This window comes from Streptomyces flavofungini (genome assembly GCF_030388665.1).
Classification (GTDB): Bacteria; Actinomycetota; Actinomycetes; order Streptomycetales; family Streptomycetaceae; genus Streptomyces; species Streptomyces flavofungini_A.
In genome coordinates this window covers 4,922,488-4,946,239 of sequence record NZ_CP128846.1, presented here as the reverse complement: position 1 = coordinate 4,946,239, position 23,752 = coordinate 4,922,488, and the positions used below count along the sequence as shown (strand labels likewise).

Annotated in this window: 20 protein-coding genes and 3 tRNA genes; 10 read left to right on the top strand and 13 right to left on the bottom strand. The window is 70.6% G+C overall.

The annotated features are described in order from the left end of the window. Positions 1-5: 5 nt before the first annotated feature. Positions 6-569 (top strand): toxin, encoded by a 564-nt coding sequence (locus QUY26_RS20830; RefSeq protein ID WP_289948873.1) that lies wholly within the window; start codon positions 6-8, stop codon positions 567-569. Further along, the gene (locus QUY26_RS20825) at positions 566-1,882 is read left to right on the top strand and encodes an MAB_1171c family putative transporter (protein WP_289948872.1); all 1,317 of its coding nucleotides are present in this window, start codon (positions 566-568) and stop codon (positions 1,880-1,882) included. Before QUY26_RS20830 ends, QUY26_RS20825 begins: the two co-directional genes overlap by 4 nt. A 10-nt stretch (positions 1,883-1,892) precedes the next feature. Here the strand turns inward: QUY26_RS20825 and QUY26_RS20820 are convergent, their stop codons facing one another. From QUY26_RS20820 to QUY26_RS20810, 3 genes are all read right to left on the bottom strand, one after another. Next, positions 1,893-2,741, bottom strand: a complete 849-nt coding sequence (locus QUY26_RS20820; protein ID WP_289948871.1) for an SMP-30/gluconolactonase/LRE family protein — start codon at positions 2,739-2,741, stop codon at positions 1,893-1,895. Next, the gene (locus QUY26_RS20815) at positions 2,738-3,712 is read right to left on the bottom strand and encodes a DUF1611 domain-containing protein (protein WP_289948869.1); all 975 of its coding nucleotides are present in this window, start codon (positions 3,710-3,712) and stop codon (positions 2,738-2,740) included. Before QUY26_RS20815 ends, QUY26_RS20820 begins: the two co-directional genes overlap by 4 nt. A 127-nt stretch (positions 3,713-3,839) precedes the next feature. Continuing rightward, positions 3,840-5,384, bottom strand: coding sequence for an FAD-dependent monooxygenase (locus QUY26_RS20810; RefSeq protein WP_289948867.1), 1,545 nt, complete (start codon positions 5,382-5,384; stop codon positions 3,840-3,842). Positions 5,385-5,485: 101 nt separating this feature from the next. Here QUY26_RS20810 and QUY26_RS20805 point away from each other — a divergent pair, with 101 nt between their 5' ends. From QUY26_RS20805 to QUY26_RS20795, 3 genes are all read left to right on the top strand, one after another. Then, a complete protein-coding gene (locus QUY26_RS20805; protein ID WP_087884809.1) occupies positions 5,486-6,238 on the top strand; it encodes an AfsR/SARP family transcriptional regulator in 753 nt (250 codons plus the stop codon). A gap of 492 nt (positions 6,239-6,730) precedes the next feature. Continuing rightward, positions 6,731-6,805: transfer RNA gene (locus QUY26_RS20800), tRNA-Asp, on the top strand. A 27-nt stretch (positions 6,806-6,832) separates the two neighbouring features. Next, a tRNA-Phe gene (locus QUY26_RS20795) sits at positions 6,833-6,906 on the top strand. A gap of 273 nt (positions 6,907-7,179) precedes the next feature. Here the strand turns inward: QUY26_RS20795 and QUY26_RS20790 are convergent. The 3 genes from QUY26_RS20790 to QUY26_RS20780 all read right to left on the bottom strand — a co-directional run bounded on the left by QUY26_RS20790 (position 7,180) and on the right by QUY26_RS20780 (position 9,421). Further along, the gene (locus QUY26_RS20790) at positions 7,180-8,022 is read right to left on the bottom strand and encodes a cytochrome c biogenesis CcdA family protein (protein ID WP_289948862.1); all 843 of its coding nucleotides are present in this window, start codon (positions 8,020-8,022) and stop codon (positions 7,180-7,182) included. After that, the gene (locus QUY26_RS20785) at positions 8,019-8,870 is read right to left on the bottom strand and encodes a DsbA family protein (RefSeq protein ID WP_289948859.1); all 852 of its coding nucleotides are present in this window, start codon (positions 8,868-8,870) and stop codon (positions 8,019-8,021) included. The genes QUY26_RS20790 and QUY26_RS20785 overlap by 4 nt, the downstream gene beginning before the upstream one ends. Before the next feature lie 104 nt (positions 8,871-8,974). Next, positions 8,975-9,421, bottom strand: a complete 447-nt coding sequence (locus QUY26_RS20780) for a hypothetical protein (RefSeq protein ID WP_289948856.1) — start codon at positions 9,419-9,421, stop codon at positions 8,975-8,977. 83 nt (positions 9,422-9,504) lie between these two features. On the opposite strand from QUY26_RS20780, the gene hrpA reads away from it, so the two are divergent. From hrpA to QUY26_RS20765, 3 genes are all read left to right on the top strand, one after another. Further along, positions 9,505-13,464, top strand: coding sequence for an ATP-dependent RNA helicase HrpA (hrpA, locus tag QUY26_RS20775; RefSeq protein WP_289948854.1), 3,960 nt, complete (start codon positions 9,505-9,507; stop codon positions 13,462-13,464). A gap of 119 nt (positions 13,465-13,583) precedes the next feature. Then, a tRNA-Asp gene (locus QUY26_RS20770) sits at positions 13,584-13,658 on the top strand. Positions 13,659-13,838: 180 nt separating this feature from the next. Next, on the top strand, positions 13,839-14,126 hold the full coding sequence (locus tag QUY26_RS20765; protein WP_289948852.1) for a DUF6274 family protein: 288 nt from the start codon (positions 13,839-13,841) through the stop codon (positions 14,124-14,126). 583 nt (positions 14,127-14,709) lie between these two features. Here QUY26_RS20765 and bldC read toward each other — a convergent pair. Beyond that, entirely contained in the window at positions 14,710-14,916 is a 207-nt protein-coding gene (gene bldC / locus QUY26_RS20760) for a developmental transcriptional regulator BldC (protein ID WP_003949541.1), read from the bottom strand. 534 nt (positions 14,917-15,450) lie between these two features. After that, the gene (locus tag QUY26_RS20755; RefSeq protein WP_289948851.1) at positions 15,451-16,317 is read right to left on the bottom strand and encodes a hypothetical protein; all 867 of its coding nucleotides are present in this window, start codon (positions 16,315-16,317) and stop codon (positions 15,451-15,453) included. Between the two features lie 236 nt (positions 16,318-16,553). Between QUY26_RS20755 and QUY26_RS20750 the strand changes: the two genes are divergently transcribed. Beyond that, positions 16,554-17,636, top strand: a complete 1,083-nt coding sequence (locus tag QUY26_RS20750; protein ID WP_289948838.1) for a Leu/Phe/Val dehydrogenase — start codon at positions 16,554-16,556, stop codon at positions 17,634-17,636. Between the two features lie 331 nt (positions 17,637-17,967). After that, entirely contained in the window at positions 17,968-18,222 is a 255-nt protein-coding gene (locus tag QUY26_RS20745) for a DUF3073 domain-containing protein (RefSeq protein ID WP_289948836.1), read from the top strand. A gap of 129 nt (positions 18,223-18,351) precedes the next feature. Here QUY26_RS20745 and purM read toward each other — a convergent pair whose 3' ends face one another. The 5 genes from purM to QUY26_RS20720 form a co-directional block, all read right to left on the bottom strand. Then, positions 18,352-19,425, bottom strand: a complete 1,074-nt coding sequence (gene purM / locus QUY26_RS20740; RefSeq protein ID WP_289948833.1) for a phosphoribosylformylglycinamidine cyclo-ligase — start codon at positions 19,423-19,425, stop codon at positions 18,352-18,354. 32 nt (positions 19,426-19,457) lie between these two features. Beyond that, complete coding sequence (purF, locus tag QUY26_RS20735) at positions 19,458-20,984, bottom strand: amidophosphoribosyltransferase (protein ID WP_289948831.1); 1,527 nt, start codon at positions 20,982-20,984, stop codon at positions 19,458-19,460. A 301-nt stretch (positions 20,985-21,285) separates the two neighbouring features. Continuing rightward, entirely contained in the window at positions 21,286-22,110 is an 825-nt protein-coding gene (locus QUY26_RS20730; RefSeq protein ID WP_289948830.1) for an META domain-containing protein, read from the bottom strand. 114 nt (positions 22,111-22,224) lie between these two features. Next, entirely contained in the window at positions 22,225-23,022 is a 798-nt protein-coding gene (locus tag QUY26_RS20725; RefSeq protein ID WP_289948828.1) for a maleylpyruvate isomerase family mycothiol-dependent enzyme, read from the bottom strand. Positions 23,023-23,031: 9 nt separating this feature from the next. Then, positions 23,032-23,721, bottom strand: coding sequence for a TetR/AcrR family transcriptional regulator (locus QUY26_RS20720; RefSeq protein WP_289948826.1), 690 nt, complete (start codon positions 23,719-23,721; stop codon positions 23,032-23,034). Positions 23,722-23,752: the final 31 nt, after the last annotated feature.

Here is a 23,752-nt window from a genome sequence, read left to right as displayed (position 1 = left end):
ACTCGATGCGATTCATACGCCCCCGCGGCGACGAGGCAGCCGGACTGCAGACCCTGCGCCGCGAGTGCCGCAAACGGCTCGCCTCGTTCGAACTGCCCGAGACCTACGACCTGATGACCCTCTGCGCCCACCTCGGCAGCTCGCGGAACCGGCCCCTCCACCTGGTGCCGATGCCCCTGTCCGCGAGCGGGCCCTGCGGTCTGTGGCTGGCCTTCTCGGACGCCGACTACGTCGTGTACGAGCAGGAGACCAGCCGCCACCACCAAGAGCACATCGTCGCCCACGAACTGGCCCACATGCTGTGCGGCCACCGCAGCGGGAGCGGCGGCTCCGACCCCGTCGCCACGCTCTTCCCGGACCTCGACCCGTCGCTGGTGCAGGACCTGCTGTGCCGTGACACCTACTCCGACATCCAGGAGCGGGAAGCCGAGGTGATGGCGTTCCTCCTGGGTGAACGGCTGCGTGAGAGGCCGGACGTCCCCGCACCCGCCCCTGCCGCCACTCCCTCGGACGGCGTCCTCGACCGCATCCGCGGCTCCCTCGACTGGCGCCGCAGGGGCCGCGCGTGAACAGCGTCCGCTACCCGCTTGCGGCGCTGGTCTGCTGGCTCGCCTTCGCCCGCACGCTCACCCCGATCCTGCGGCACCGGCACCGGCGCCGCGAGCCCGCGGTCGTCGCCCTGTGCGCTTCCTTCGGGTGCCAGGGCATGTACCTCGCCATGTCGGCCCCGGCGCACTGGACGGGGTCGCTCTTCGGCACGGTCACCTGGTACAACGTCTCGGTCCAGATGTGGATCATCGCGGTGATCGCCTGCCAGCAGGTCCTGCTCATCCACTGGCTGTACCCCGCCGACGCCGCCCGCGCGCGAGCCCGCCGCGCGGTCGCCGTCATCGCCTGCGTACCCGTCGCGATGGCCGTCCTGTTCCAGCTGGCCACCACGCACGGCCATCCTCACAACTCGTTCGCACACCCCGGCGAGCAGCCCTACTTCGTCGCGTACGAGGTCGTGTACCTCACCGCGTTCGCACTCGGCAAGGCCGTCGTGGCGCGCGCCTGCTGGTTCTACGCCGGCCGGACCGAGGACACCTGGGTGCGGCGCGGGCTGCGCACCGCCGCGGTCGGCGCCGGCCTCGATCTCGTCTATTCGCTCGGCCGCTTCGCCGACGTGTTCTTGGTCCACCTCGGCTGGGACCCCTCCCTGTGGGCGAACACGACGCGGACCAGCCTGACCCTCGGCATGGCGCTCAACACCATCGGCTGGACGGCTCCCCTGTGGGGACAGCGGCTCGACTCCCTGCACGCCTGGTGCGCCGACTTGCGCAGCTACCGGCGGCTGCGTCCGCTCTGGTACGCGCTGCACCGGGCGCACCCGGAGACCTCACTGCACACCGATCCGCGCGGCGACCTGTCCGCCCTGTGGGACCTGCGCTTCGCGCTGCACCGCCGGGTCATCGAGATCAGGGACGGCTGCCTGGCCCTGCGCGTCCACCAGACCTCCGGCCCGGCACCCGCGCCACCCCCCGACAGCACGGAGCGGGAACGGGCAGCCTGGGAGGCAGCCGGAATCGCCGCCGCGCTCGCCGCGGAGTCAGGAGGTGCGGGGGCGGCCGACCGCGTGGTCCCGATCGCCGCACCGGCCGCAGTCGCCGCACCCGGCCGGGCCGATGTCCTCGCCGTGACCGGTCAGGCAGGCGATCCGGGCTCCGGTGCCGCGGGGGGTCCGGCCCCCGATACCGCGGGCGATCCGGCTCCGCGCATCGCATCGGGCCGCGCCACGAGCCCCGGCGACCTCGACTTCTCCTCGGACGTACGGTGGCTGGTCCAGGTCTCCCGCGCCTTCGCCGCCCTGCCCGAGCGGGAGCGCCGCACGCCCACCGGGTGACCGTGGACGGTCAGCCAGCGAAGGCGGGCGCCGCGACGCCCTGGCCGACCCCGGTCACCACGAACACGCTGCCCGCGAGTGGCTCGTCGTGGTCGGGTGCGCGACGCGCCGAGGTCACGTACAGCTCGGTCAGGTCGGGGCCGCCGAAGCCGCACGCGGTGGTGAGCGAGACGGGGAAGCGGATCTCCCTGTCGAGACGGCCCTCCGGGGTGTAGCGCCGGACGGCGCCACCCCGGAAGAGCGCCACCCACACACCGCCGTCGGCGTCGACGCACAGGCCGTCGGGCACCCCTTCGACGTCGGCGAGGTCCACGAACGGGCGCCGGTTCACGGCCGTGCCGGACGCGAGGTCGTAGTCGAGCACGTCGACGCGGCGCGTGGGGGTGTCCACGAAGTACATCCGGCGGTCGTCCGGGCTCCAGGCGATGCCGTTGCTCAGCCGGGTGTCCGTCACCACCCGGTGTGTCGCCCCGTCCCCCGAGAGCCGTCCCAGCCACCCCGGCGCGACGTCCCCGGCGACGGTGCCGACCCAGAGGCGGCCCCGGCGGTCCACGCCGGTGTCGTTCCCCCGCACCCCTTCGGCCGACCAATCCGTGACCATGCGCACCGCCCCGTCGGGCCCCGTTACCGCCACCCCGTCCCGGAGGGTCAGCACCAGACCGCCCGCCCGGCCCGCCCGGGGCTTGGCCGCGGCGACGGGCTGGTCGAACCGCAGCGCCGTGTCGCTGCCGTCCGCGGGACGCAGCCGATGTGCCTCGCACCGGTTCAGGTCCACCCAGAGCAGCGACCCGTCCGCCGCGTCCCACGTCGGGCACTCACCGAACGCCGCCGCCGCGCGCAGAACCACCTCGACCGTCACAGCGCTCCCCTGGTCTCCCGCGGGCCGGCCCAGACGCGCCGCGCCGCGTCGAGCAGCACCGCCGCGCCATCGCCGTCCAGGACGTCGGCGACCGGCAGCCCGAGGGCGGCAAGGCGCCGTACGTTCTCCCGGCCGCGCGTCGCGATCGCGGCGACCGGAGCGCCGCCGAGCTGCTCGACCATGCGCAGCTCGGTCTCCAGGTCCGCCAGCGGCAGATGGTCCCAGTGGTAGCGAGCCCCACGGTCCGGGTCGTGGGCGAAGATCACCGCGTCCGGCTGGGAGCCCTGGAGGATCGCGGTGGCCAGGCCTCCGAAGGCCGGGTGCATGACGGACGCCTGCCCCTTGATGACCAGCAGGTCGTGGCGCGGGTCCGCACGCTGGACGAGGTGCTCCACGAGTCCGGCCGCCTGGAACACCGGGGTCCTGTCGATGATGGCTCCCTCGGTGCACCCGGCGAGCAGACAGGTCTGGCCCGTCCCCACATAGCCGGAGTCAATGTTCCGGGAGAGGGCTTCCCGGTGTATCTGCAACGCGGCTGTGCGCTTGCCCACGACGCAGTCGCTGCCCGCGATGTGAATGAGCCTGGCCCGGGTGCGGCGACGACGTCCGGAATATTTTGGCAAATTCTCGTACGGACGCCTGACGTCGACTATTTCCCGGCCGTCGGCGAGCAGGTCGACCAGTTCCGTTTCGCGGAGGCGCACATGCAGACAGGAAATGACGTGGAGGCCGTCGCGCACGGCGGTACGTATGGTGTCCCACCAGAAATCTGGGAGGTCACCCGGTTCCCGGGGCGTATGCAGGAACTTACCGTCGACCGACTCCCCGAAGTCGGACTCGGTCAGTGCCACGACCAGCGCGTCCGGCTCGAACCGTATGGCTTCCGCGAGTGACCCGACGACCGGCACGTCGGTCCCGGGGACCACGGATGCCGTGGTCGGGGCCGTGTGGGAGCGGTCGATCACCGCCACGGGCCGGAGCCATGTGCTGTGCCGCAGGACACCCTGGGCGGTCTTTCCCTCGGGATGAGAGAAAGCACCGTCCGCGAACAGCACAACACGTAGCGGAGATTTCGAGAATTCAGATATCAGCACGTGATCAGCCTACCCATCGCGCCTCGGCTGCCACACCGGTCAATTCACGTACGGACTGGTCCAATTCAAATTCATCACCGAATGGGTCGCGCAGCGCGACGACGGCTCCATCGGGCCGTACGAGGACCGCACACGGCCGGACGAGACCGAGCAGCCGATGAGCGCGTTCGCCCGTGTCGGCCGGCGCGGTCACACGGATGCCGACATGCTTCTTCCGGTGGTGTTCGACCAGGCCCCCGACATCGCGCCGGTGTTTTCCCACGCCCGGGAAGAACAGCAACAGCGGTTCCGTGGAGTCCAGTTCGTCCCGCAGCCACCGCCCCGCGTCGAGCGGTACGTCGGGCAACCGCATCCCGGTGCGCAACCGACCCACCCGCTCCCGCGGGCCCGGGTAGGCGAGCGAAAGCTGCGCCTGGCGCGGCACCACCACGCGGTTCAGAACGCCGCTGCGCCCGCCCACGCCGAGCACCGCGTCGCGCGCCCGTGCCCGCCAGCCGTTCATGGTCCACATCCGGGTCTGCCAGTCGGTGTCACCGACGACCGCCCGCGCCACCCCGAGCCGCTCGCTCTCCCACCGGTCGAGCACCTCGTCCCGGTACCGCCCCGCTCGTACTCCGGCGAGGCGCCAGGCCAGCGAGGCGGCATCCTCGATCCCTGTGTTGAGCCCCTGGCCGCCCGCCGGACTGTGGATGTGCGCCGCGTCACCCGCCAGCAGGACCCGGCCCACGCGCATGCGGTCGACGACCTTGCGGTGCACCCGGAACACCCCGGTGCGCTGCTCGCCGACCAGCTCGATCGGTACCGGGCAACGCTCGGACGCGGCCTGCTGCACCGCCTGGGTCGCGTCGTCCACCCGCAGGTCCGGGGCAGCGCTCACGAACGTCCGATACGAGCCGCCCGGCAGCCCCACCACGACCAGGATCCCGGCGCCCGACATGAAGTAGTGCACTTCGTCATGGGCCAGCGACGTACGGACGGGGCCGTCGGTGAGAAGGAATTGCTGCGGGTACGAGCTGCCCCGGAAGGGCACCCCGAGCCCGCCGCGCACTGTGCTGTGCGCGCCGTCACACCCCACCAGCCAGCCGAACCGCTCGGTCGTCCGCTGGGCCGACCCGGTCTCCAGCTCGGCCCGCACACCCTCTCCGTCCTGGGAGAAGCCGGTCAGGGAGGTGCCGAACTCGATGACACCGCCGAGGTCCTGGAACACGTCTCGCAGCACCGCCTCCGTCTCCTGCTGCGGGATCGACAGCGCATACGGGTAGCGGGTACGGCGCATTCCGCCGAAGGCGAGCCGAGCGACGCGCCGCCCCTGTGAGTAGTAGTTCTGGGCCCGAAGCACCACACCCCGCCGGTGCAGTTCGTCCGCGGCGCCGAACCGCGCCAGCGCCTCGATCCCCCGCGGCCACAGGGCGATCGCCTTGGAGTGCGGGTTGGGCCGCTCGGAGCGGTCGACGACGCGCACCGGCACCCCCCGCCGGAGGAGTTCGATCCCCGTGACGAGGCCCACCGGGCCCGCGCCGACGATGAGCACCTGCGAGGGTTCGGTCATGATTCCACCTTCTGTGCTGATGTCTCTTTGGACGCAGCCGTACGCCCACTGAGGCGCAGCCGCACCGCACGCGGCCCGCGGCCGTGTTTGTATTCCGGCCCGTGAACGACGACACGCACGAGCGTTTCTCGGTACTGGGCGCCCTCCACCTCACCGTGGACGGCACCCCCCACACCCTGCGCGGCCCCAAGGTGAACAAGGTGATGGCTCTGCTTCTGCTGCGCCTGGGCCAGGTGGTCGACGTCGATGTGTTCATCGACGAGCTGTGGGAGGAGCGTCCGCCCCGCTGGGCCGTCAGCACCGTGCGGACGCACATCTACCACCTGCGCGGCCAGCTCGACGAAGCACTCGGCACGCCCGCACGCCACCTGCTGCACACCCGGCAGGCCGGGTATGTCCTGGACATCGACCCCGAGCGGCTCGACGCGACCCGATTCGTGCGCCTGAGCAAGGAGGGCGAGCGGCTGCTCGCTCTGGACCGCCCGGCCGAAGCAGCCTCCGCCTGCCACGAGGCCCTGGCCCTGTGGCGGGGCCGAGCCCTGTCGACGCTGCGCCCCGGCCGAGTACTCGCCGGCCACGTGGACTACCTGGAGGAGTTGCGCATCCACGCGCAGCGGATCCGCGTCGAGGCGGAGATGCGCGCGGGCCGACACCGCCAGCTCGTCCCCGAACTGCGCGACCTGGTGGCCGCCCACCCCTTCAACGAGTGGTTCCACCAGGCCCTCGTCGCGTCCCTGCGGGAGTCGGGCCGCCGGGGCGAGGCCCGCACCGCGTTCCAGGCACTGCGCACCCTGCTCCGGGACGAACTGGGCATCGAACCCGCGGACGAGCCGCTGTGGAGCGTGCCCGCGTGACCCGGCAGCGGTTCCGGGAAGCCTCCCGTTCCTGGGGTGCATCAGTTCCTCCTCACTGTGTCCCCGAGGGTGGGACGGGCTCTTGAAACCCCGATGAAAGCGAGGAGAAAGCGCCGTCAAAGGACCTGCCACAGGGCCCTGTTGCCGCTTTGGAGACACAGCGACTCCGCCGACACCGAGCCACTCAAGGTGTCGGCCGAACCGGTCCGACCTGCCGTGCCCCATCGAGCGACAAGATCCATTGGCCCCGGCGCCACGTTTTCAGAGCACGGCATCCACTCTGATACGCTGATCCAGCGACGTCACCAGACCTGACGAGCACCTCCACCAACACCGGGAGTCAACCTCCTGGAGTCGGCAGTGCTCCGAGGAAACAGTGACGGAGAGCACCGTTTCCTCCGGGATCGCCCTTCACTCCACCTCCGTGTGGAAGAAGAAATCCCGTTGGGAGCACGCAACACACTGTGCGAGAATTACCCTCGCGCAATACATGGTCCTGTGGAGCAGTTTGGAGTGCTCGCCACCCTGTCAAGGTGGAGGCCGCGGGTTCAAATCCCGTCAGGACCGCTTGCAGATCACCCCGGTGAGCTGCGTGGCTGGGTAGCTCAGTTGGTACGAGCGATCGCCTGAAAAGCGATAGGTCGCCGGTTCGATCCCGGCCCCAGCCACCTCCAGAAGGCCCCGTCCCCAGGACGGGGCCTTCGCCGTTGCCCTCCCCCTCACATCACAGTGACCGTCGGCCGAATGGGGAACCCCCACCGGACCGAAAGCCGCGAACCGAACCGGAGGGGACGTGCCGGTATGTCCGCGCGCAGCTCGGATGACCACGACGAACGCACACAGCACACTCACCAGGCCACACACGCGAGCACGGACATACCGGCGCGGCCCCGCCCCACAACCGAACCGAGGGCGAGGGACCGCAACCCGAATCCCCCCAGTCACCCAGACACGTCAGCCTCAGCCGCGGCGGACCGACGGCGCCGAAGCAGCACCACACCCCCCACCACCACGACGACCCCCACCAGCATCATCCAGTCCGGCACAGCGTCCCCGAGCCGCCCCGCCCACTCCTGCACGGCGAACGAGTCGTCCACGTCCAGCAACCCCGGCAAGGCCGCAGCCCCGTCGTACGCCAGGAACAACCCCCCGAGCAGCACGAAGAACAGCCCGGACAGCACCGACGTCGTATGCAGCTCGAAGCGCCCCACCCGGAACACCCGCCCCCGCAGCCACCGCCGCCGCCCCAACTCGAACCGCTCCCACAGCACGGCGAGAACGAACAGCGGCACAGCCATCCCCAGGGCGTACACGGCGAGGAGAGCGCCCCCGTACACGGGACTCCCGCTCACGGCCGCCACGGTCAGCACGCTCCCGAGGATCGGCCCCGCGCAGAACCCGGCGAGCCCGTACACGGCCCCCAGCGCGTACACCGACACAGCCGTCGTGGGCCGGATCCGCCCGGACAGCTCGGCCATGCGCCGCGAGGCGAACCCGAGGCCCACCACCTGCGCGACACCGAGCGCGATGATCAGCCACCCGGCCCAGAACACCAACTGCTCCCGGTGCCCGAAGAAGAACCGCCCGGCCACGGACCCGGCGGCGCCGAGCGGCACCAGCGTCGTGGCGAGCCCGGCGTAGAAGATCCCGGTACGGGCGAGGAGCCGCGAGGTGGAGTCGATCGAGTAGGCGAAGAAGGCGGGCAGCAACAAGGCGCTGCACGGGCTCACCAGGGCCAGCAACCCCGCCAGGAAGGCGGCGAAGTACCCGACGTCGGCGCTCACTTCTTCTTGCCCTCGGCCGCCTCTGCCTTCGCCGCGTCGATGGCCTGCTCGAACACGGCGTCCGGCTGCGCCCCCGCGATCGGCTGCCCGTTCACGAGGAACGACGGCGTGGAGGTGGCACCGAGCTTGTACCCCTCCTCCTGGTCCTTCTTCACGGCGGCCCGAGCGGCATCGCTCCCGGCGTCCCGGGCGAACCGCTCGACGTCCCCGACCCCGGCCTCCCGGGCCAGCTCCTTCAGCCGCCCGTCCCCGAAGCCCTTCTCCTTGGCCCCGTCCGCGTACGCGGCCTCGTGGAACTCCCAGAACTTGCCCTGCCGGCCGGCCGCCCAGGCCCCGCGCGCGGCCCGCTCGGAGTCCTCGCCGAAGATCGGGAAGTTGCGCCACTCGATGCGCAGGGTGCCGTCCTCGACGTACTTCTCGACCAGGTCGGGCTCGGTGTCCCGGGCGAACTTCCCGCAGAAGCCGCACTTGAAGTCGGCGTACTCGATCATGACGACAGGCGCGTCGGCCTTGCCCTGGGCCAGTGGGTCCTTGGCGTCACGGCGGGCGAGGGCGGCCAGCTCGGGGTAGACGCCCTTGCGCGGGGAGGCGCCGGTCTCGCCGGAGCCGGAGGACTTCTCGGCGGTGGCGGTGGACGCCTTCTCTGGCTTGGAGGCGGTGTACGAGGCGACGCCGAGGATCGCGGCGACGACGACCACACCGGCGACGAGGGCGAGGTTCTTCTTCTTGCGGGCGGCGGCCTTCTCGCGCGCGGCCTGCTGGGCGCGGGCGGCGGCCTTGCTGGTGGACGTGGACGACTTGCCCGTGGACGACTTGCCCGTGGACGACTTGCCCGTGGATGACGACATGCTGATGCACTTCTCCTGATGCGTGTGATGCGTGTGATGCGTGAGATGCATGGGATGCGTACGTGTACGCGTACGCGGCTGAGGGCCCCTGGGACAGGGGCCTCCTACACACGCAGAACGGAGAGGTCCATCGGCGAGGGCGGCACCAGGGCGGGCGGCGCCCGGCCGGGCGAGAGGATCAGGAAGGCCTGGTCGGCGACCCAGGAGCAGGTGCCGGCCCGGGTGTCGTAGAGGGCGGGAAGCAGCTCGTAGGAGGTGGGGGAACGCGGCGGCGCGGCGGGCCGCTGCACGTCACCCTTGTCGCCACCCTGACCGCACCCGGGCACGCCTTGGCGCTCGGCGACGAACACCGGCGCTTCGGTGCCCCCGGCCGACACAGCCCCGGACGACACAACCGCCCCGGGCACCCCCATCGCCCCGGGCACCCCGGTCGCCCCAGACACCCCGGTCGCCCCGGCAGCCCCCGCGGAGCCACACAGCACCCCGACCCCGAGCACGACGACCAGCACCCCCACCAGGAGGCGCCAAGCAAGCCGGGCCCGGGACCACATGCCCGGAATCGTACGTGTTCCCCCGTGCCCCACGGGAAATCGGTTGGCCGTTCCCGAGCGCCGGGTGAGATCCTGGACCGCGTATGTCTACGCAGCCCGCCCTCACCCTCGACGCCCTCGCCCCCCGCCTGACGGAGCTCTCGCTGCGCGATGAGCACCGGATCGGCAGGCGGCTCGAAGGTGCGCGCCGGATCCGCAAGCCCGAGGCCCGCGCCGCCGTTCTCGCGGAGATCGCGGCGGACGTCGAGAAGGCCGCGGCCCACATGGCGGGCCGCGCCGCCGGCGTGCCCGCGATCACGTATCCGGAGCAACTGCCGGTCAGCCAGAAGAAGGACGAGATCGCCGAGGCGATCCGCGACCACCAGGTCGTGATCGTCGCGGGTGAGACGGGCTCGGGCAAGACGACCCAGATCCCGAAGATCTGTCTGGAGCTCGGCCGGGGCGTGCGCGGCCTGATCGGGCACACGCAGCCGCGCCGCCTCGCGGCCCGCACGGTCGCGGAGCGGGTGGCCGACGAGCTGAACACGCCGCTCGGCGAGGCGGTCGGCTGGAAGGTCCGCTTCACGGACCAGGTGAGCGACGGCACGTACGTGAAGCTGATGACGGACGGCATCCTGCTCGCCGAGATCCAGACGGACCGCGAGCTGCGCGCGTACGACACGATCATCATCGACGAGGCCCACGAGCGGTCCCTGAACATCGACTTCCTGCTCGGCTATCTCGCGCAGCTGCTGCCGAAGCGCCCGGACCTGAAGGTGGTCATCACCTCCGCGACCATCGACCCGGAGCGCTTCGCGCGCCACTTCGGGGACGCACCGATCGTCGAGGTCAGCGGCCGGACGTATCCGGTGGAGGTGCGGTACCGCCCGCTCCTGGAAGAGGACAACGACGACCCCGACCGCGACCAGATCACCGCGATCACGGACGCCGTCGAGGAGCTCCAGGCCGAGGGCAAGGGCGACATCCTGGTCTTCCTGTCCGGCGAGCGCGAGATCCGGGACACGGCGGACGCGCTGAACAAGAAGAACTACAGGTTCACCGAGGTCCTCCCCCTCTACGCCCGGCTGTCGCACGCCGAGCAGCACCGCGTGTTCCAGCGGCCCGGTGCAGGAACAGCGCGAAGAATCGTCCTGGCGACCAACGTCGCCGAGACGTCCCTGACGGTCCCGGGCATCAAGTACGTCATCGACCCGGGCACCGCCCGCATCTCCCGCTACAGCCACCGCACGAAGGTGCAGCGCCTGCCCATCGAGGCGATCAGCCAGGCCAGCGCCAACCAGCGCAAGGGCCGCTGCGGCCGTACGTCGGACGGCATCTGCATCCGGCTGTACAGCGAGGAGGACTTCCTCGCCCGCCCCGAGTTCACGGACGCGGAGATCCTGCGCACGAACCTCGCCTCCGTCATCCTGCAGATGACCGCGGCCGGGCTCGGCGACATCGAGAAGTTCCCCTTCATCGACCCGCCGGACCACCGCAACATCCGCGACGGCGTGCAGCTCCTCCAGGAGCTCGGCGCCCTCGACCCCACCCAGAAGGACCCGAAGAAGCGGCTCACGCAGCAGGGCCGCAAGCTGGCCCAGCTGCCCGTGGACCCGCGGCTCGCCCGGATGGTCCTGGAGGCCGACAAGAACGGCTGTGTGCGCGAGGTCATGGTGATCGCGGCCGCGCTGTCCATCCAGGACCCGCGCGAGCGCCCCGCCGACAAGCAGACGCAGGCCGACCAGCAGCACGCCCGCTTCAAGGACGAGACGTCCGACTTCCTCGCGTATCTGAACCTGTGGCGGTACGTCCGCGAGCAGCAGAAGGAGCTCGGCTCCTCCGCGTTCCGCCGCTTGTGCAAACGCGAGTATCTGAACTTCCTGCGGATCCGTGAGTGGCAGGACATCTACACCCAGCTGCGCACGGTGGCCAAGCAGCTCGGCGTCCGTCTGAACGACGACGACGCGGGCGACAAGCAGGTCCATCTCTCGCTGCTCGCCGGGCTGCTGTCCCACATCGGCATGAAGGACGTCAAAGAAGGCGCGAAGAACGAGTACCTGGGCGCGCGGAGCGCCAAGTTCGCGGTCTTCCCCGGCTCGGCCCTCTTCAAGAAGCCCCCGCGCTTCATCATGTCGGCCGAGCTGGTCGAGACGTCCCGGCTGTGGGCCCGCGTCAACGCGAGGATCGAGCCCGAGTGGATCGAGCCGCTGGCCCAGCACCTGCTCAAGCGCACATACAGCGAGCCGCACTGGGAGAAGGACCAGGCGGCCGTCATGGCGTACGAGAAGGTGACGCTGTACGGCGTCCCGATCGTCACCGACCGCAAGGTGAATTACGGCCGGATCGACCCCGAGGTCTCCCGGGAACTTTTCATTCGCAATGCCTTGGTCGAGGGTGACTGGCGCACGCACCACAAGTTCTTCGCCGACAACCGCCGGCTGCTCACCGAGGTCGAGGAGCTGGAGCACCGGGCCCGGCGCCGCGACATCCTCGTCGACGACGAGACCCTGTTCGACTTCTACGACCAGCGGGTGCCCGAGCACGTGGTGTCGGGGGCGCACTTCGACTCCTGGTGGAAGAAGAAGCTCCAAGAAGGAGGCGCAGCCTCCGAGCTGCTCGACTTCGAGCGGTCGATGCTCATCAACGAGCGCGCGGGCGACGTGTCGAAGAACGACTATCCGGACAGCTGGCGCCAGGGGCCGCTGAAGTTCAGGGTGACGTACCAGTTCGAGCCGGGCGCGGACGCGGACGGCGTGACCGTCCACATCCCGCTCCAGGTGCTCAACCAGGTCTCGCCCGACGGCTTCGACTGGCAGATCCCCGGCCTGCGCGAGGAGGTCGTCACCGAGCTGATCCGCTCCCTGCCGAAGCCGATCCGCCGCCACTACGTCCCCGCGCCCAACTACGCCAAGGAGTTCCTGCAGCGGGCCACCCCCCTCCAGGAGCCGCTGCACGTCACGCTCGGGCGCGAGCTGCAGAAGATGGTCGGCGTGCCCGTGCACGGCGACGACTTCGACCTGAGCCGCGTACCGGACCACTTGAAGATCACGTTCCGGATCACCGACGAGCGGCGCCGCAAGCTCGCCGAGGACAAGGACCTCGAGGCCCTGAAGCTCCGGCTCAAGCCGAAGGCCCGCAAGGCCCTGTCACAGGCGGCCGCCGCGACGGCCGAGCGCTCGGGCGGGGAGTCCGTGGAGCGCACCGGCCTCACGGACTGGACCATCGGCACGCTCTCCCGCGTCTTCGAGACCCGGCGGGCGGGCCAGCCCGTGAAGGCCTTCCCGGCCCTGGTCGACGACGGCGACACCGTCTCCGTACGCCTCTTCGACACCGAGGCGGAGCAGACGGGCGCGATGTGGCGGGGCACCCGCCGCCTCATCCTGCGCAACATCCCGGTCAATCCGGCCAAGTTCGCCCAGGACAAGCTCACCAACGCCCAGAAGCTCGCCCTGTCGGCGAATCCGCACGGCTCCATGCAGGCCCTCTTCGACGACTGCGCGCGGGCCGCAGCGGACAAGCTCATCGCGGACTTCGGCGGGCCCGCGTGGGACGAGGAGTCGTACCGCAAGCTGTACGAGAAGGTGCGCGCCGAGATCGTCGACACGACCGTGCACGCCGTCGCGCAGGTCCAGCAGGTCCTCGCCGCCTGGCAGGCCTGCGAGCGGCGCCTGAAGTCCACCAGGAGCCCGGCGCTGCTCGCGAACCTCGCGGACGTGCGGGAGCAGCTCGACGCCCTCATCAAGCCCGGCTTCGTCACGGAGACGGGGCTGCGCAGGCTGCCCGACCTGATGCGCTACCTGGTCGCCGCGGACCGCAGGCTCCAGCAGATGCCGACGAGCGTCCAGCGGGACACCACGCGCATGGAGAAGGTCCGCGAGATGCGCGACGAGTACGCCTGGCTCCTGGAGCAGCTGCCGCAGGGGCGGCCCGTGCCGCGCGAGGTCCTGGACATCCGCTGGATGATCGAGGAGCTGCGCGTCAGCTACTTCGCGCACGCCCTCGGCACGGCGTACCCCGTCTCGGACAAACGCATCGTGAAGGCCATCGACGCCGCCGCTCCCTGAGCCCCCTCCGGCCGCACGGCTGTAACCAGCCGCTCACCCAGAGCGAGTTCGACCAGGGAGCCGACCTCCTGTACAGTCTTTTCTCGCAGCCCAGAGCAACAATCGGAGCTGCGAAACCTGGTCCTGTGGAGCAGTTTGGAGTGCTCGCCACCCTGTCAAGGTGGAGGCCGCGGGTTCAAATCCCGTCAGGACCGCAGTGAAGGAGAGCGGGCCGCATCCGATGAGGATGCGGCCCGTTTTCGCGTTCAGGCCCGCACCCCGCGAGGGGGCGGGCCCCCTGCGTCGTGCCCGTGCGCAGCGGGGTTGACGGCGTCACATTCCGCCGGTACCCCAGACAACAGGGAGCGAGCCGCACGCTCCCGAGGAGGTGGCGCATGCCCGCATACCCCGCGTCCGCACGGCACGAGACCCGCGCGCTGCTGCGCGCCCATCTCGCGGCAGCCACCAGCTACCGCCACCTGACCCGGCACTGTCCCATCTGCCACCAACTCCTGCGCCTCGCCATGGAACCCTCCGGCGACCCGCGCGACACCCCGGAGGAAGCCCCGGAGAAGGGCGCGGAGGCCGCCCCGGAGATGGAGGGCGCCCCAGAGGCCGCCGAGGCCTCTGAGGCCCATGAGGCCGTTGAGCAACGCGCGGACGAAAGTCCTCCCAAGGCATGACCAAAGCCGAGGCGCGCCCCACCCGTCCAGTGGGAAGCTGAGCGGAGAGCGGGAGCGCTCTCCGGGGGAGTCGTCCCGGTGTCGGCGCGCTTCGCCCCTTTAGCGCACGGGCAGTCAGGGCAACAAGCCACGGTTCGTGTGACGGTAGTCACCGAACGAGTTTTGGAAACCCCGGAACTTACACCTGCCCTACAACAGGTCAATCTAATATGTGCAATTGCACCACCTGACGCGCCGCCTTGACGGCGTGCCCCCCGACCCCGTACGGCTCGCCCGACAGGGTCCCCCAGGGATCAACAGGACGGCTCACAGAGGCCCCCAACAGCGCGCACCCAGCCGGGGGACGGCGGCCGGCGGGGGCCGCCAGGGGGCACGCGGGCATGAAAAATCGCGCTGGACCCGGCGGAGTCCAGCGCGATCAACGACGCACCCAGAACGATCAGGCGTGGGGCCCGTTGGGGCGGGTCCCGTGTCGCGTGTAGCTATATGTCGGACGTTACGGCCAGGTTGGGGGACCCGGCAGCGGTCGAGCTCATCATCCGATGTGTACTGCTTATTGCTGCTTAGTTCACAAACGCCGTGCTCAGGCCTCGCTGCGCTGCTGGGGGATACCCGCCAGCAGGGCGCGGACCTCAGCCTCGCGGTAACGGCGGTGCCCGCCGAGCGTGCGAATCGACGTGAGCTTGCCAGCCTTGGCCCAGCGCGTGACCGTCTTCGGGTCGACGCGGAACATCGTGGCGACCTCAGCCGGGGTCAGCAGCGGCTCGGCATCAGGGGTGCGAGCGGTCATGAGCGGCCTCCTCGGGAGAACCGAACCTTCTCGGTTCATTCCTCTAAATTCTGCACCTTGACCCGCGTTGCCCGAAATGGCGGACGCGAGTCGAGTCGGTTATAGGACGAACGGCTTGTCCTCGGCACTACAACTACACCATCCGTCCAGCCGCGTCGGCCAAACCGATGGAATTGCCCTCCCAGGTGTCCATCAGCGACGGAAGCCGATGGACCATGCCATAGCGGACAGTCACGCCACAGTGACGATCAGTCACAGAGCGATCAGGAGTCAACAGACCCCCCATAGCGTGCAATGCAGAGCATTCCGCCCATAGTTGAACGGAAGGAGCCCTCTCCGGACTCCTTGTCCTATTTTGGCATGAGGAAGGCCGATCGGCGCAAGGGTGACTTAAGTGCGGTCCATCACGCTTGAGGCAAAGGCCCGGATCGGGACCTACGTCCCGGCACCGGGACAAGCGCTCTCCATGAGAGCAGGCCGGAGCGCCGCACCGGTCGGGGACCGGCGTCGCTCAGTCGGAGGTCCGAACGGCGTTCAGTTCGAGAACTGCCGCTCCCGCACCGCGCGCCAGCGCTCCACGAGCCTCGCATACGCCTCGCCGGCCCCCACCCCGTCACCGGCCCGCAGCGCCTCGATCCCGGCCGCCACGTCCGCCGCCGAGTGGTCCTCGTCGAGCAGCTCCTCCGGCACCGCGTGCACCAGGCCGCCGTAGTCGAGCTCCACCAGGGAGCGCGGGTGGAACTCCTCCAGCCACCGCCCGACGTCCACCAGGCCGTCGATGAGCGGCCCCTCGTCCATCGCGTCCCGCAGCGCCTTCAGGCCCCGCGCCACCCGGCGCCGCGCCTGCACCATCGGCGTGCGGTACCGCAGCACCGGCCCCCCGGACCCCGCGGACGTCTCCTCGCCCTCGGCGCCCCCGGGCTCGTACAGCCGCTCCTCGTCCGTGACGAGGACGAACCAGTTCAGCGGCACGTGCCAGGTCGCCGTGCGGATCCAGGGGCGCGCGTCCGGGTTGCGGGCCAGCCACTGCTCGTAGTCCGCGGCGGCCTGGCGGCGCACCACCGGCGGCAGGACCGCGTCGAGGACCGGCGGGGGCAGCTGGCCGCCGAGAGCGCCGAGGGCCTGCCAGCCGCGCAGCCGGGTCCGCCAGGGGCAGACGCACACCACGCCGTCCGTCTCCACCACGAACGCCTCGCCGCTCTCGTGCACCGGCACCGGAACGGGCGGCGTGGGCACGAGATCGGCCAGGGAGCGGCGGAGTTCGTCCTGGTACGAGGGGCGGTCCCGGCGGCGGGCGTAGCGCGCCCAGTGGCCGCGCTCGGGCTCAGGGAAAGCCGCCAGGGGCTCATACACACGCAGGTACGACGCGTACGGGACGATCACCGAGGACACCTTGGGCACGGCTCCTCCCCTCCCCCGCGCAGCGGCTGGAAAACACTGCAAATCGTGCCATGGCCGAACAGTGCCGTACTCCGTCCTGCGGCCCGCGAGAGTGACCCGCGCGGGGACCGGACAGAGTCATGCCGGCCACCGTGCGGCGCCCGGGCACCACGAGGCTCTACTCTCATGGCAAACGGGGCCCGCCACCCGCACGGGAACCCCGCCCAACCGCCGCTACGCAACCGGGAGTCACCACCGTGACCGATGTAACCGACGGCGTCCTGCACACCCTGTTCCACTCGGAACAAGGGGGCCACGAGCAGGTCGTGCTCTGCCAGGACCGCGCCAGCGGCCTCAAGGCCGTCATCGCCATCCACTCCACCGCCCTGGGCCCCGCCCTCGGCGGCACGCGCTTCTACCCCTACGCCACCGAGGAAGAGGCCGTCGCCGACGCCCTGAACCTCGCGCGCGGGATGTCGTACAAGAACGCCATGGCCGGGCTCGACCACGGCGGCGGCAAGGCGGTCATCATCGGTGACCCGGACCGGATCAAGAGCGAGGAACTGCTGCTCGCCTACGGCCGCTTCGTGGCCTCGCTCGGCGGCCGTTATGTGACGGCCTGCGACGTCGGCACGTACGTCGCGGACATGGACGTCGTCGCGCGCGAGTGCCGCTGGACCACCGGGCGCTCCCCGGAGCACGGCGGCGCCGGCGACTCCTCGGTGCTCACCGCCTTCGGTGTCTTCCAGGGCATGCGGGCCTCCGCCCAGCACCTGTGGGGCGACCCCACGCTGCGCGGCCGCAAGGTCGGCGTCGCGGGCGTCGGCAAGGTCGGCCACATCCTCGTGGAGCACCTCCTGGAGGACGGCGCCGAGGTCGTGATCACCGATGTGCGCGAGGACTCCCTGCTCCGCGTCACCAGCAAGCACCCCGAGGTCACCGCGGTCGCCGACACCGAGACCCTGATCCGCACCGAGGGCCTGGACGTGTACGCCCCGTGCGCGCTCGGCGGCGCCCTGAACGACACGACCGTGCCCCTGCTCACCGCGAAGGTGGTGTGCGGCGCGGCCAACAACCAGCTCGAACACCCCGGCGTCGAGAAGGACCTCGCCGACCGCGGGATCCTCTACGCGCCCGACTACGTGGTGAACGCGGGCGGTGTCATCCAGGTCGCCGACGAGCTGCGCGGCTTCGACTTCGAGCGCTGCAAGGCGAAGGCGTCGAAGATCTTCGACACCACGCTGACCATATTCGCACGTGCGAAGCAGGACGGGATTCCGCCCGCCGCGGCGGCCGACAGGATCGCCGAGCAGCGCATCGCGGAGGCCCGCCGCCCGTGACGCACCGCTGACGCGCACCCGACGGAACGTGCGCGGAAAGCGCCGATTCGACGCCGGACCACGGCCCGCCGACGCCCTCGGGAGACAAGACTCACCCCCGTCGGCGGGTCGCCCGCCAAGAAGAGGTTAAAATCGCAGCTGACCAGCGAGGGAAGGGCACCTTGCCAGTCGTGCGCCTAGGCGCGTCCTGCGGGCGACGTACCGTATGGCCGCAGGAGCAGGTACCGTGGAAGCCCTACGGACCGGTCTCTCCATGGAGAGTCCGTTCTAGATCATGAACGCGTGTCAAGACTCTGGGGCCATGAAGCCCCGATACCGAGGGGGTCGAGCCATGGGGCGCGGCCGGGCCAAGGCCAAGCAGACAAAGGTCGCCCGCCAGCTGAAGTACAACAGCGGCGGGACTGACCTGTCGCGTCTGGCCAATGAGCTGGGCGCTTCGACTTCGCAGCAGCCGCCGAATGGCGAGCCGTTCGAGGACGAGGACGAGGAAGACGACCCGTACGCGCAGTACGCGGATCTGTACAACGACGACGAGGAAGACGAGGACGACCAGTCCGGTCCCTCGTCGCAGCGCCGCGGCGCTTGACCTCGCGGTAGCCGCACGAAGCTGAGTTCGCGCCAATCGCGCCGTTCTGACAGCGATCGCACTTCACCCGGTCCGGGGTGGTAACACCGCCGGACCGGGTTTTGTGCTGTCCATGGGACCGCGTCGGGGCTACTTCGCGTAGTCGCCGGTGAGTTCGGCGCCGCTCGCGCGGTCACCGCGGTCGGTGATCTCGCCCGCGACCCAGGCGCCCACCCCGCGGTCGGCGAGGGTCGTGAGGGCCACGTCGACCGACTCCTGGGGCACGACGGCGATCATGCCGACGCCCATGTTCAGGGTCTTCTCCAGCTCCAGGCGCTCGACCCGGCCCGCGCGGCCGACCAGGTCGAAGACCGCGCCCGGCGTCCACGTGGAGCGGTCCACGGTGGCGTGCAGGCCGTCCGGGACGACCCGGGCGAGGTTCGCCGCGAGGCCGCCGCCGGTGATGTGGCTGAAGGCGTGCACCTCGGCCGTGCGGATCAGCGCCAGACAGTCCAGGGAGTAGATCTTGGTGGGCTCCAGGAGCTCCTCGCCGAGCGTGCGGCCGAACTCCTCGACCTCCTGCTCCAGGGACATCCCGGCGCGGTCGAAGAGGACGTGCCGCACCAGCGAGTACCCGTTGGAGTGAAGACCCGAGGACTCCATGGCGATGACCGCGTCACCCTTACGGATGCGATCGGCGCCGAGCACGCGGTCGGCCTCCACGGCACCGGTGCCCGCGCCCGCCACGTCGAAGTCGTCCGGGCCGAGCAGGCCCGGGTGCTCGGCGGTCTCGCCGCCGACGAGGGAGCAGCCCGCGAGGACGCAGCCCTCGGCGATGCCCTTGACGATCGCGGCGACGCGCTCGGGGTGGACCTTGCCGACGCAGATGTAGTCGGTCATGAACAGCGGCTCGGCACCGCACACGACGATGTCGTCGACGACCATGCCGACGAGGTCGTGGCCGATCGTGTCGTACACGCCGAGCTTGCGCGCGAGGTCGACCTTCGTACCCACGCCGTCCGTGGCGGAGGCGAGCAGCGGGCGGTCGAAGCGCTTGAGGGCGGAGGCGTCGAAGAGGCCGGCGAAGCCGCCGAGGCCGCCGAGGCCCGCGACCTCGGGACGCTGGGTCTTCTTGACCCACTCCTTCATCAGCTCGACGGCGCGGTCGCCGGCTTCGATGTCCACGCCTGCCGCAGCGTAGGAAGCACCAGTTGTCTCAGACATTGCCTGGGATCTTTCGGGTTGGATGACGGGGCTCAGGGGCGACGGATCGCGTCGGCCGCTGCCGTGGCCGCCGGGCCGGCCGCCAGCTCGGTCTCCAGGAGCTGCTTGCCGAGGAGTTCCGGGTCGGGCAGGTCCATCGGGTACTCGCCGTCGAAGCAGGCGCGGCAGAGGTTCGGCTTGTCGATGGTGGTGGCCTCGATCATGCCGTCGATGGAGATGTAGGAGAGCGAGTCGGCGCCGAGGGACGTGCCGATCTCCTCGATGCTCATGCCGTTGGCGATGAGTTCGGCGCGGGTGGCGAAGTCGATGCCGAAGAAGCACGGCCACTTCACGGGCGGCGAGGAGATCCGGATGTGGACCTCGGCGGCGCCGGCCTCGCGGAGCATCTTGACCAGGGCGCGCTGGGTGTTGCCGCGGACGATCGAGTCGTCGACGACCACCAGGCGCTTGCCCTTGATGACTTCCTTGAGGGGGTTCAGCTTCAGCCTGATGCCGAGCTGGCGGATGGTCTGCGAGGGCTGGATGAAGGTCCGGCCGACGTAGGCGTTCTTGACCAGTCCGGCGCCGAAGGGGATGCCGGAGGCTTCCGCGTAGCCGATGGCGGCGGGCGTGCCGGACTCCGGCGTCGCTATCACCAGGTCGGCTTCGACCGGGGCTTCCTCGGCGAGCCTGCGGCCCATCTCGACGCGCGAGAGATAGACGTTGCGGCCCGCGATGTCGGTGTCGGGGCGAGCCAGGTACACGTACTCGAAGACACAGCCCTTGGGCTTCGCTTCAGCGAATCGGGACGTTCGCAGGCCGTTCTCGTCGATGGCGATGAACTCGCCCGGCTCGATCTCGCGGACGTAGGCGGCGCCGCAGATGTCCAGGGCGGCGCTCTCGGAGGCGACGACCCAGCCGCGCTCGAGGCGGCCGAGGACGAGCGGGCGGATGCCCTGCGGGTCGCGTCCGGCGTACAGCGTGTGCTCGTCCATGAAGACGAGGCTGAAGGCGCCCTGGACCTGGGGAAGCACCACACCGGCGGCTTCCTCTATGGTCAGCGGCTTGCCGTCGGCGTCCGTCTGCGCGGCGAGCAGTGCCGTGAGCAGGTCGGTGTCGTTGGTGGCCGCCACGCGCGTGGTGCGGCCCTCCTGCTTGGGCAGGTCGGCGACCATCTCGGCGAGCTGCGCCGTGTTGACCAGGTTGCCGTTGTGGCCGAGGGCGATGGAGCCGTGGGCCGTGGCGCGGAAGGTGGGCTGGGCGTTCTCCCAGACGGACGCTCCCGTAGTGGAGTAGCGGGCGTGACCGACCGCGATGTGTCCCTGGAGAGAACTGAGGGAGGTCTCGTCGAAGACCTGGGAGACGAGTCCCATGTCCTTGAAGACGAGGATCTGGGAGCCGTTGCTGACCGCGATTCCCGCGGATTCCTGGCCCCGATGCTGGAGGGCGTAGAGCCCGAAGTACGTGAGCTTTGCGACCTCTTCACCCGGAGCCCAGACACCGAAGACGCCACAAGCGTCCTGGGGGCCTTTCTCGCCGGGGAGCAGATCGTGATTGAGTCGACCGTCACCACGTGGCACGCCACCGAGTGTAGGCGAGATCGACCACTGGTCCGAATTGGGGATACGGAGCCTGTACGGAACGTGAGCGCGCCCCTGGCGCGGGCGGCTTCCTGAGTACCCCTTGTGGCGATCCTACGAAGCCCTCCTGAACAGCGGCGCACCGCTGGAGCGCCCTTCCCGGCCTCCGCCGCGCCCGCGCCGCCCAGGAGGACTTCGTGTCTTCATACGAGTCCGAATCATCCCGTTCGCCGGGGCCCGCCGGGCTTCGGTGCCGCCCCGGCGGGCCTGCGCCGGTGAGGTCGCGGGAGCCGCCGCCGGGTCAGGCCGCCGGGGCCTGGGCCTTGGCCGTCGTCCTGCCGTCCGGCGCGGTGAGGGTGAGGGTGCGGTGGTCGAGCTCGTAGGAGGCCTTGCCGCCGAAGAGCTTCAGGAGGGCGCGCTCGGTCGGCATGACGTCGCCGGGGCACATCTTGCGGGTGACGCGGGGCCGGCCCAGGGTGATCTTGCCGTCGGCGGCGGCCGCGTTCGCGGTGACGTCGTTGCAGCCGAGGTTGCCGCGGACCGCGCCGTCCTTGGTGAAGGTGAGCTTGATCTTGTCGTTCAGGCCCTTGGGCAGGGAGGTCGTGGTGTCTCCGGTGCCGACGGAGGTCACCGTCCACTCGGTGCCCTTCAGCGGCGCCCCGGCCTCGGCGCTGAAGGCGATGCGGTCGCCTTCGGCGGTGGTGAGCGTCAGGCGTTCGTCGTCCACCCGGGCCTTGAGCTTCCCGTCCATGGCGCGGGCGAGGCTCTTCTCGAAGTCGAGCGCGTCGCAGGCCATCTGGGTGTGCTGCCCGGGTTCGAAGTGGACGGTGTCGCCGTCGACGGAGGCCTTGGCTCCGTAGCCGTTGCAGCCGAAGTTGCCCGCGGCGGTGCCCTTGCCGCCGAACTTCACATAGGCGCCGTTCGGGGCCGTCTTCTTCTTGCCGTCGACCGTGAGGCTTTCGACGTTCCAGCGGACTCCGGTCAGGGACGAGTCCGAGCCGCCGCCCTTGCCGGAGCCTGAGTTGCCCGGTCCGGCCTTGTCGGAGCCGCCGTCGCCGGAGCCGGACTCAGAGCCGCAGGCCGCGAGCAGCCCGGCGGCGGCGAGGACGGTGAGGGTCTGGGTCACACGCTGCTTGTACATGTCATTGTGACGGCGCGGCTCCGGGCCCGGTTCCCTCCGTGCGCGCCGGCGCCCGGCGCGCGGCTCCCGCCGGTGGTCTCGGCACTCGGGCCCCACCCGTCACGACATGATCGGCAGCAACCCGCCCAGATCGGCCCGTTCACCGCTCGCGCTGACCTGTGCCGCCTCGCGCGCCGCCGCCCACGTCGTCCGCCCGGTGGCGAGCCTGATCCAGGTCAGCGGGTCGGTCTCGACGACGTTCGGCGGGGTGCCGCGGGTGTGCCGGGGGCCCTCGACGCACTGGACCACGGCGTACGGCGGGACGCGCACCTCGACCGAGCCGCCGGGGGCCTTGACGGCCAGGGCGTCGGCGAGGAGGCGGGTGCAGGCGGCCAGGGCCTGGCGGTCGTACGGCACGTCGAGGCCCGGCAGCGCGGCGTTCAAGTCGTCGGTGTGGACGATCAGTTCGACGGTGCGGGTGACCATGAAGTCGGCGAGGGTCATGCCGCCGAAGCGAGTCGGGACGAGGCGGTCGTCGGCCGCTCCGGGGAGGGTGTCCGCCAGCCGGTCGAGGGCGTGCGCGAACAGGGCGTCCAGGTCGGAGCCCTCGTCGACGATCGCGTGGACGTCCTCGTCGACCTGACCGGCTGCCGATGACGTGCGGAACGGCCACTCCTGGAGCGGCACTTCGAGCTTGTCCGGCTCGGGCGCGTCCAGACAGCGGGCGACGGAGCCGAGCACCATCGTGAGGTGGGCGGCCAGTTCGCGCACGGTCCAGTCCCCGAGCCGGGTGGGCGCGGCCAGTTGCTCCGGGCTCAGGCCCGCGACGGCCGTGCGCACCGTGGCGAACTGGGCGAGCGCGGCGGTGCGGATCTTGGTCGGGTCGTAGCTGCGGGTGCGCTTCTTGGCCGGTGGCATGGGGGGAGCCTAAGCCTTGACCGCGTAGCCGCTGAGGCCTTTTTCCACCAGGCCGAAGGCGTCCTTGGCCAGGCGCGCGGCGTCGGCGGCGACCTGGTCGAGGGGGACGCCGGCGACCCGGCGGCGGTGCACCTCGGCGAACACCGCGTTGCGCACGCCGATCAGTTGGGCCGCGGCGACCTCCGCGAGGACCGCGTCGCCGGTCTCGGCCGCGAGGACGTCGGCGAGGAGTTCCTGGCGGCGCAGGTGGAAGGAGTGCGCGCGGTGCAGGAGGACGGGTGTCTCGGTGATCAGGCGAAGGACCTGGAGCGTGCGGGCGCTGTCGCTCAGGCCGACGGACGAGTCCCTGGCCTCGATCAGGTCGAGCAGCTGGCGGCGCAGGGCCTCGGCGGCGGACTCGCCGGGGGCGCGGGCGCGCACGGCTTCGGCGGCGTCGGCGACGTGCTCCTCCATGGGGCTGAGGAGCAGGTCCTCCTTGGTGCCGAAGTAGTTGAAGACGGTCATCTTCGAGACGTCGGCGGCGGCCGCGATCTCGGCGACGGACACCTTGTCGAAGCCGCGCTCGACGAACAGCTCCACCGCGGCCTGCCAGATCCGGGCGGCGGTCTGCCGCTTCTTGCGCTCCCGCAGGCCGGGCGCGCGACCGACCTGGTCAGAGGCTGCGGGCTCGCCGGCCGGTGTGGCTTCTCGTGCTGCCATGGCCGGACCATACCAGGATGAATTTTACTCT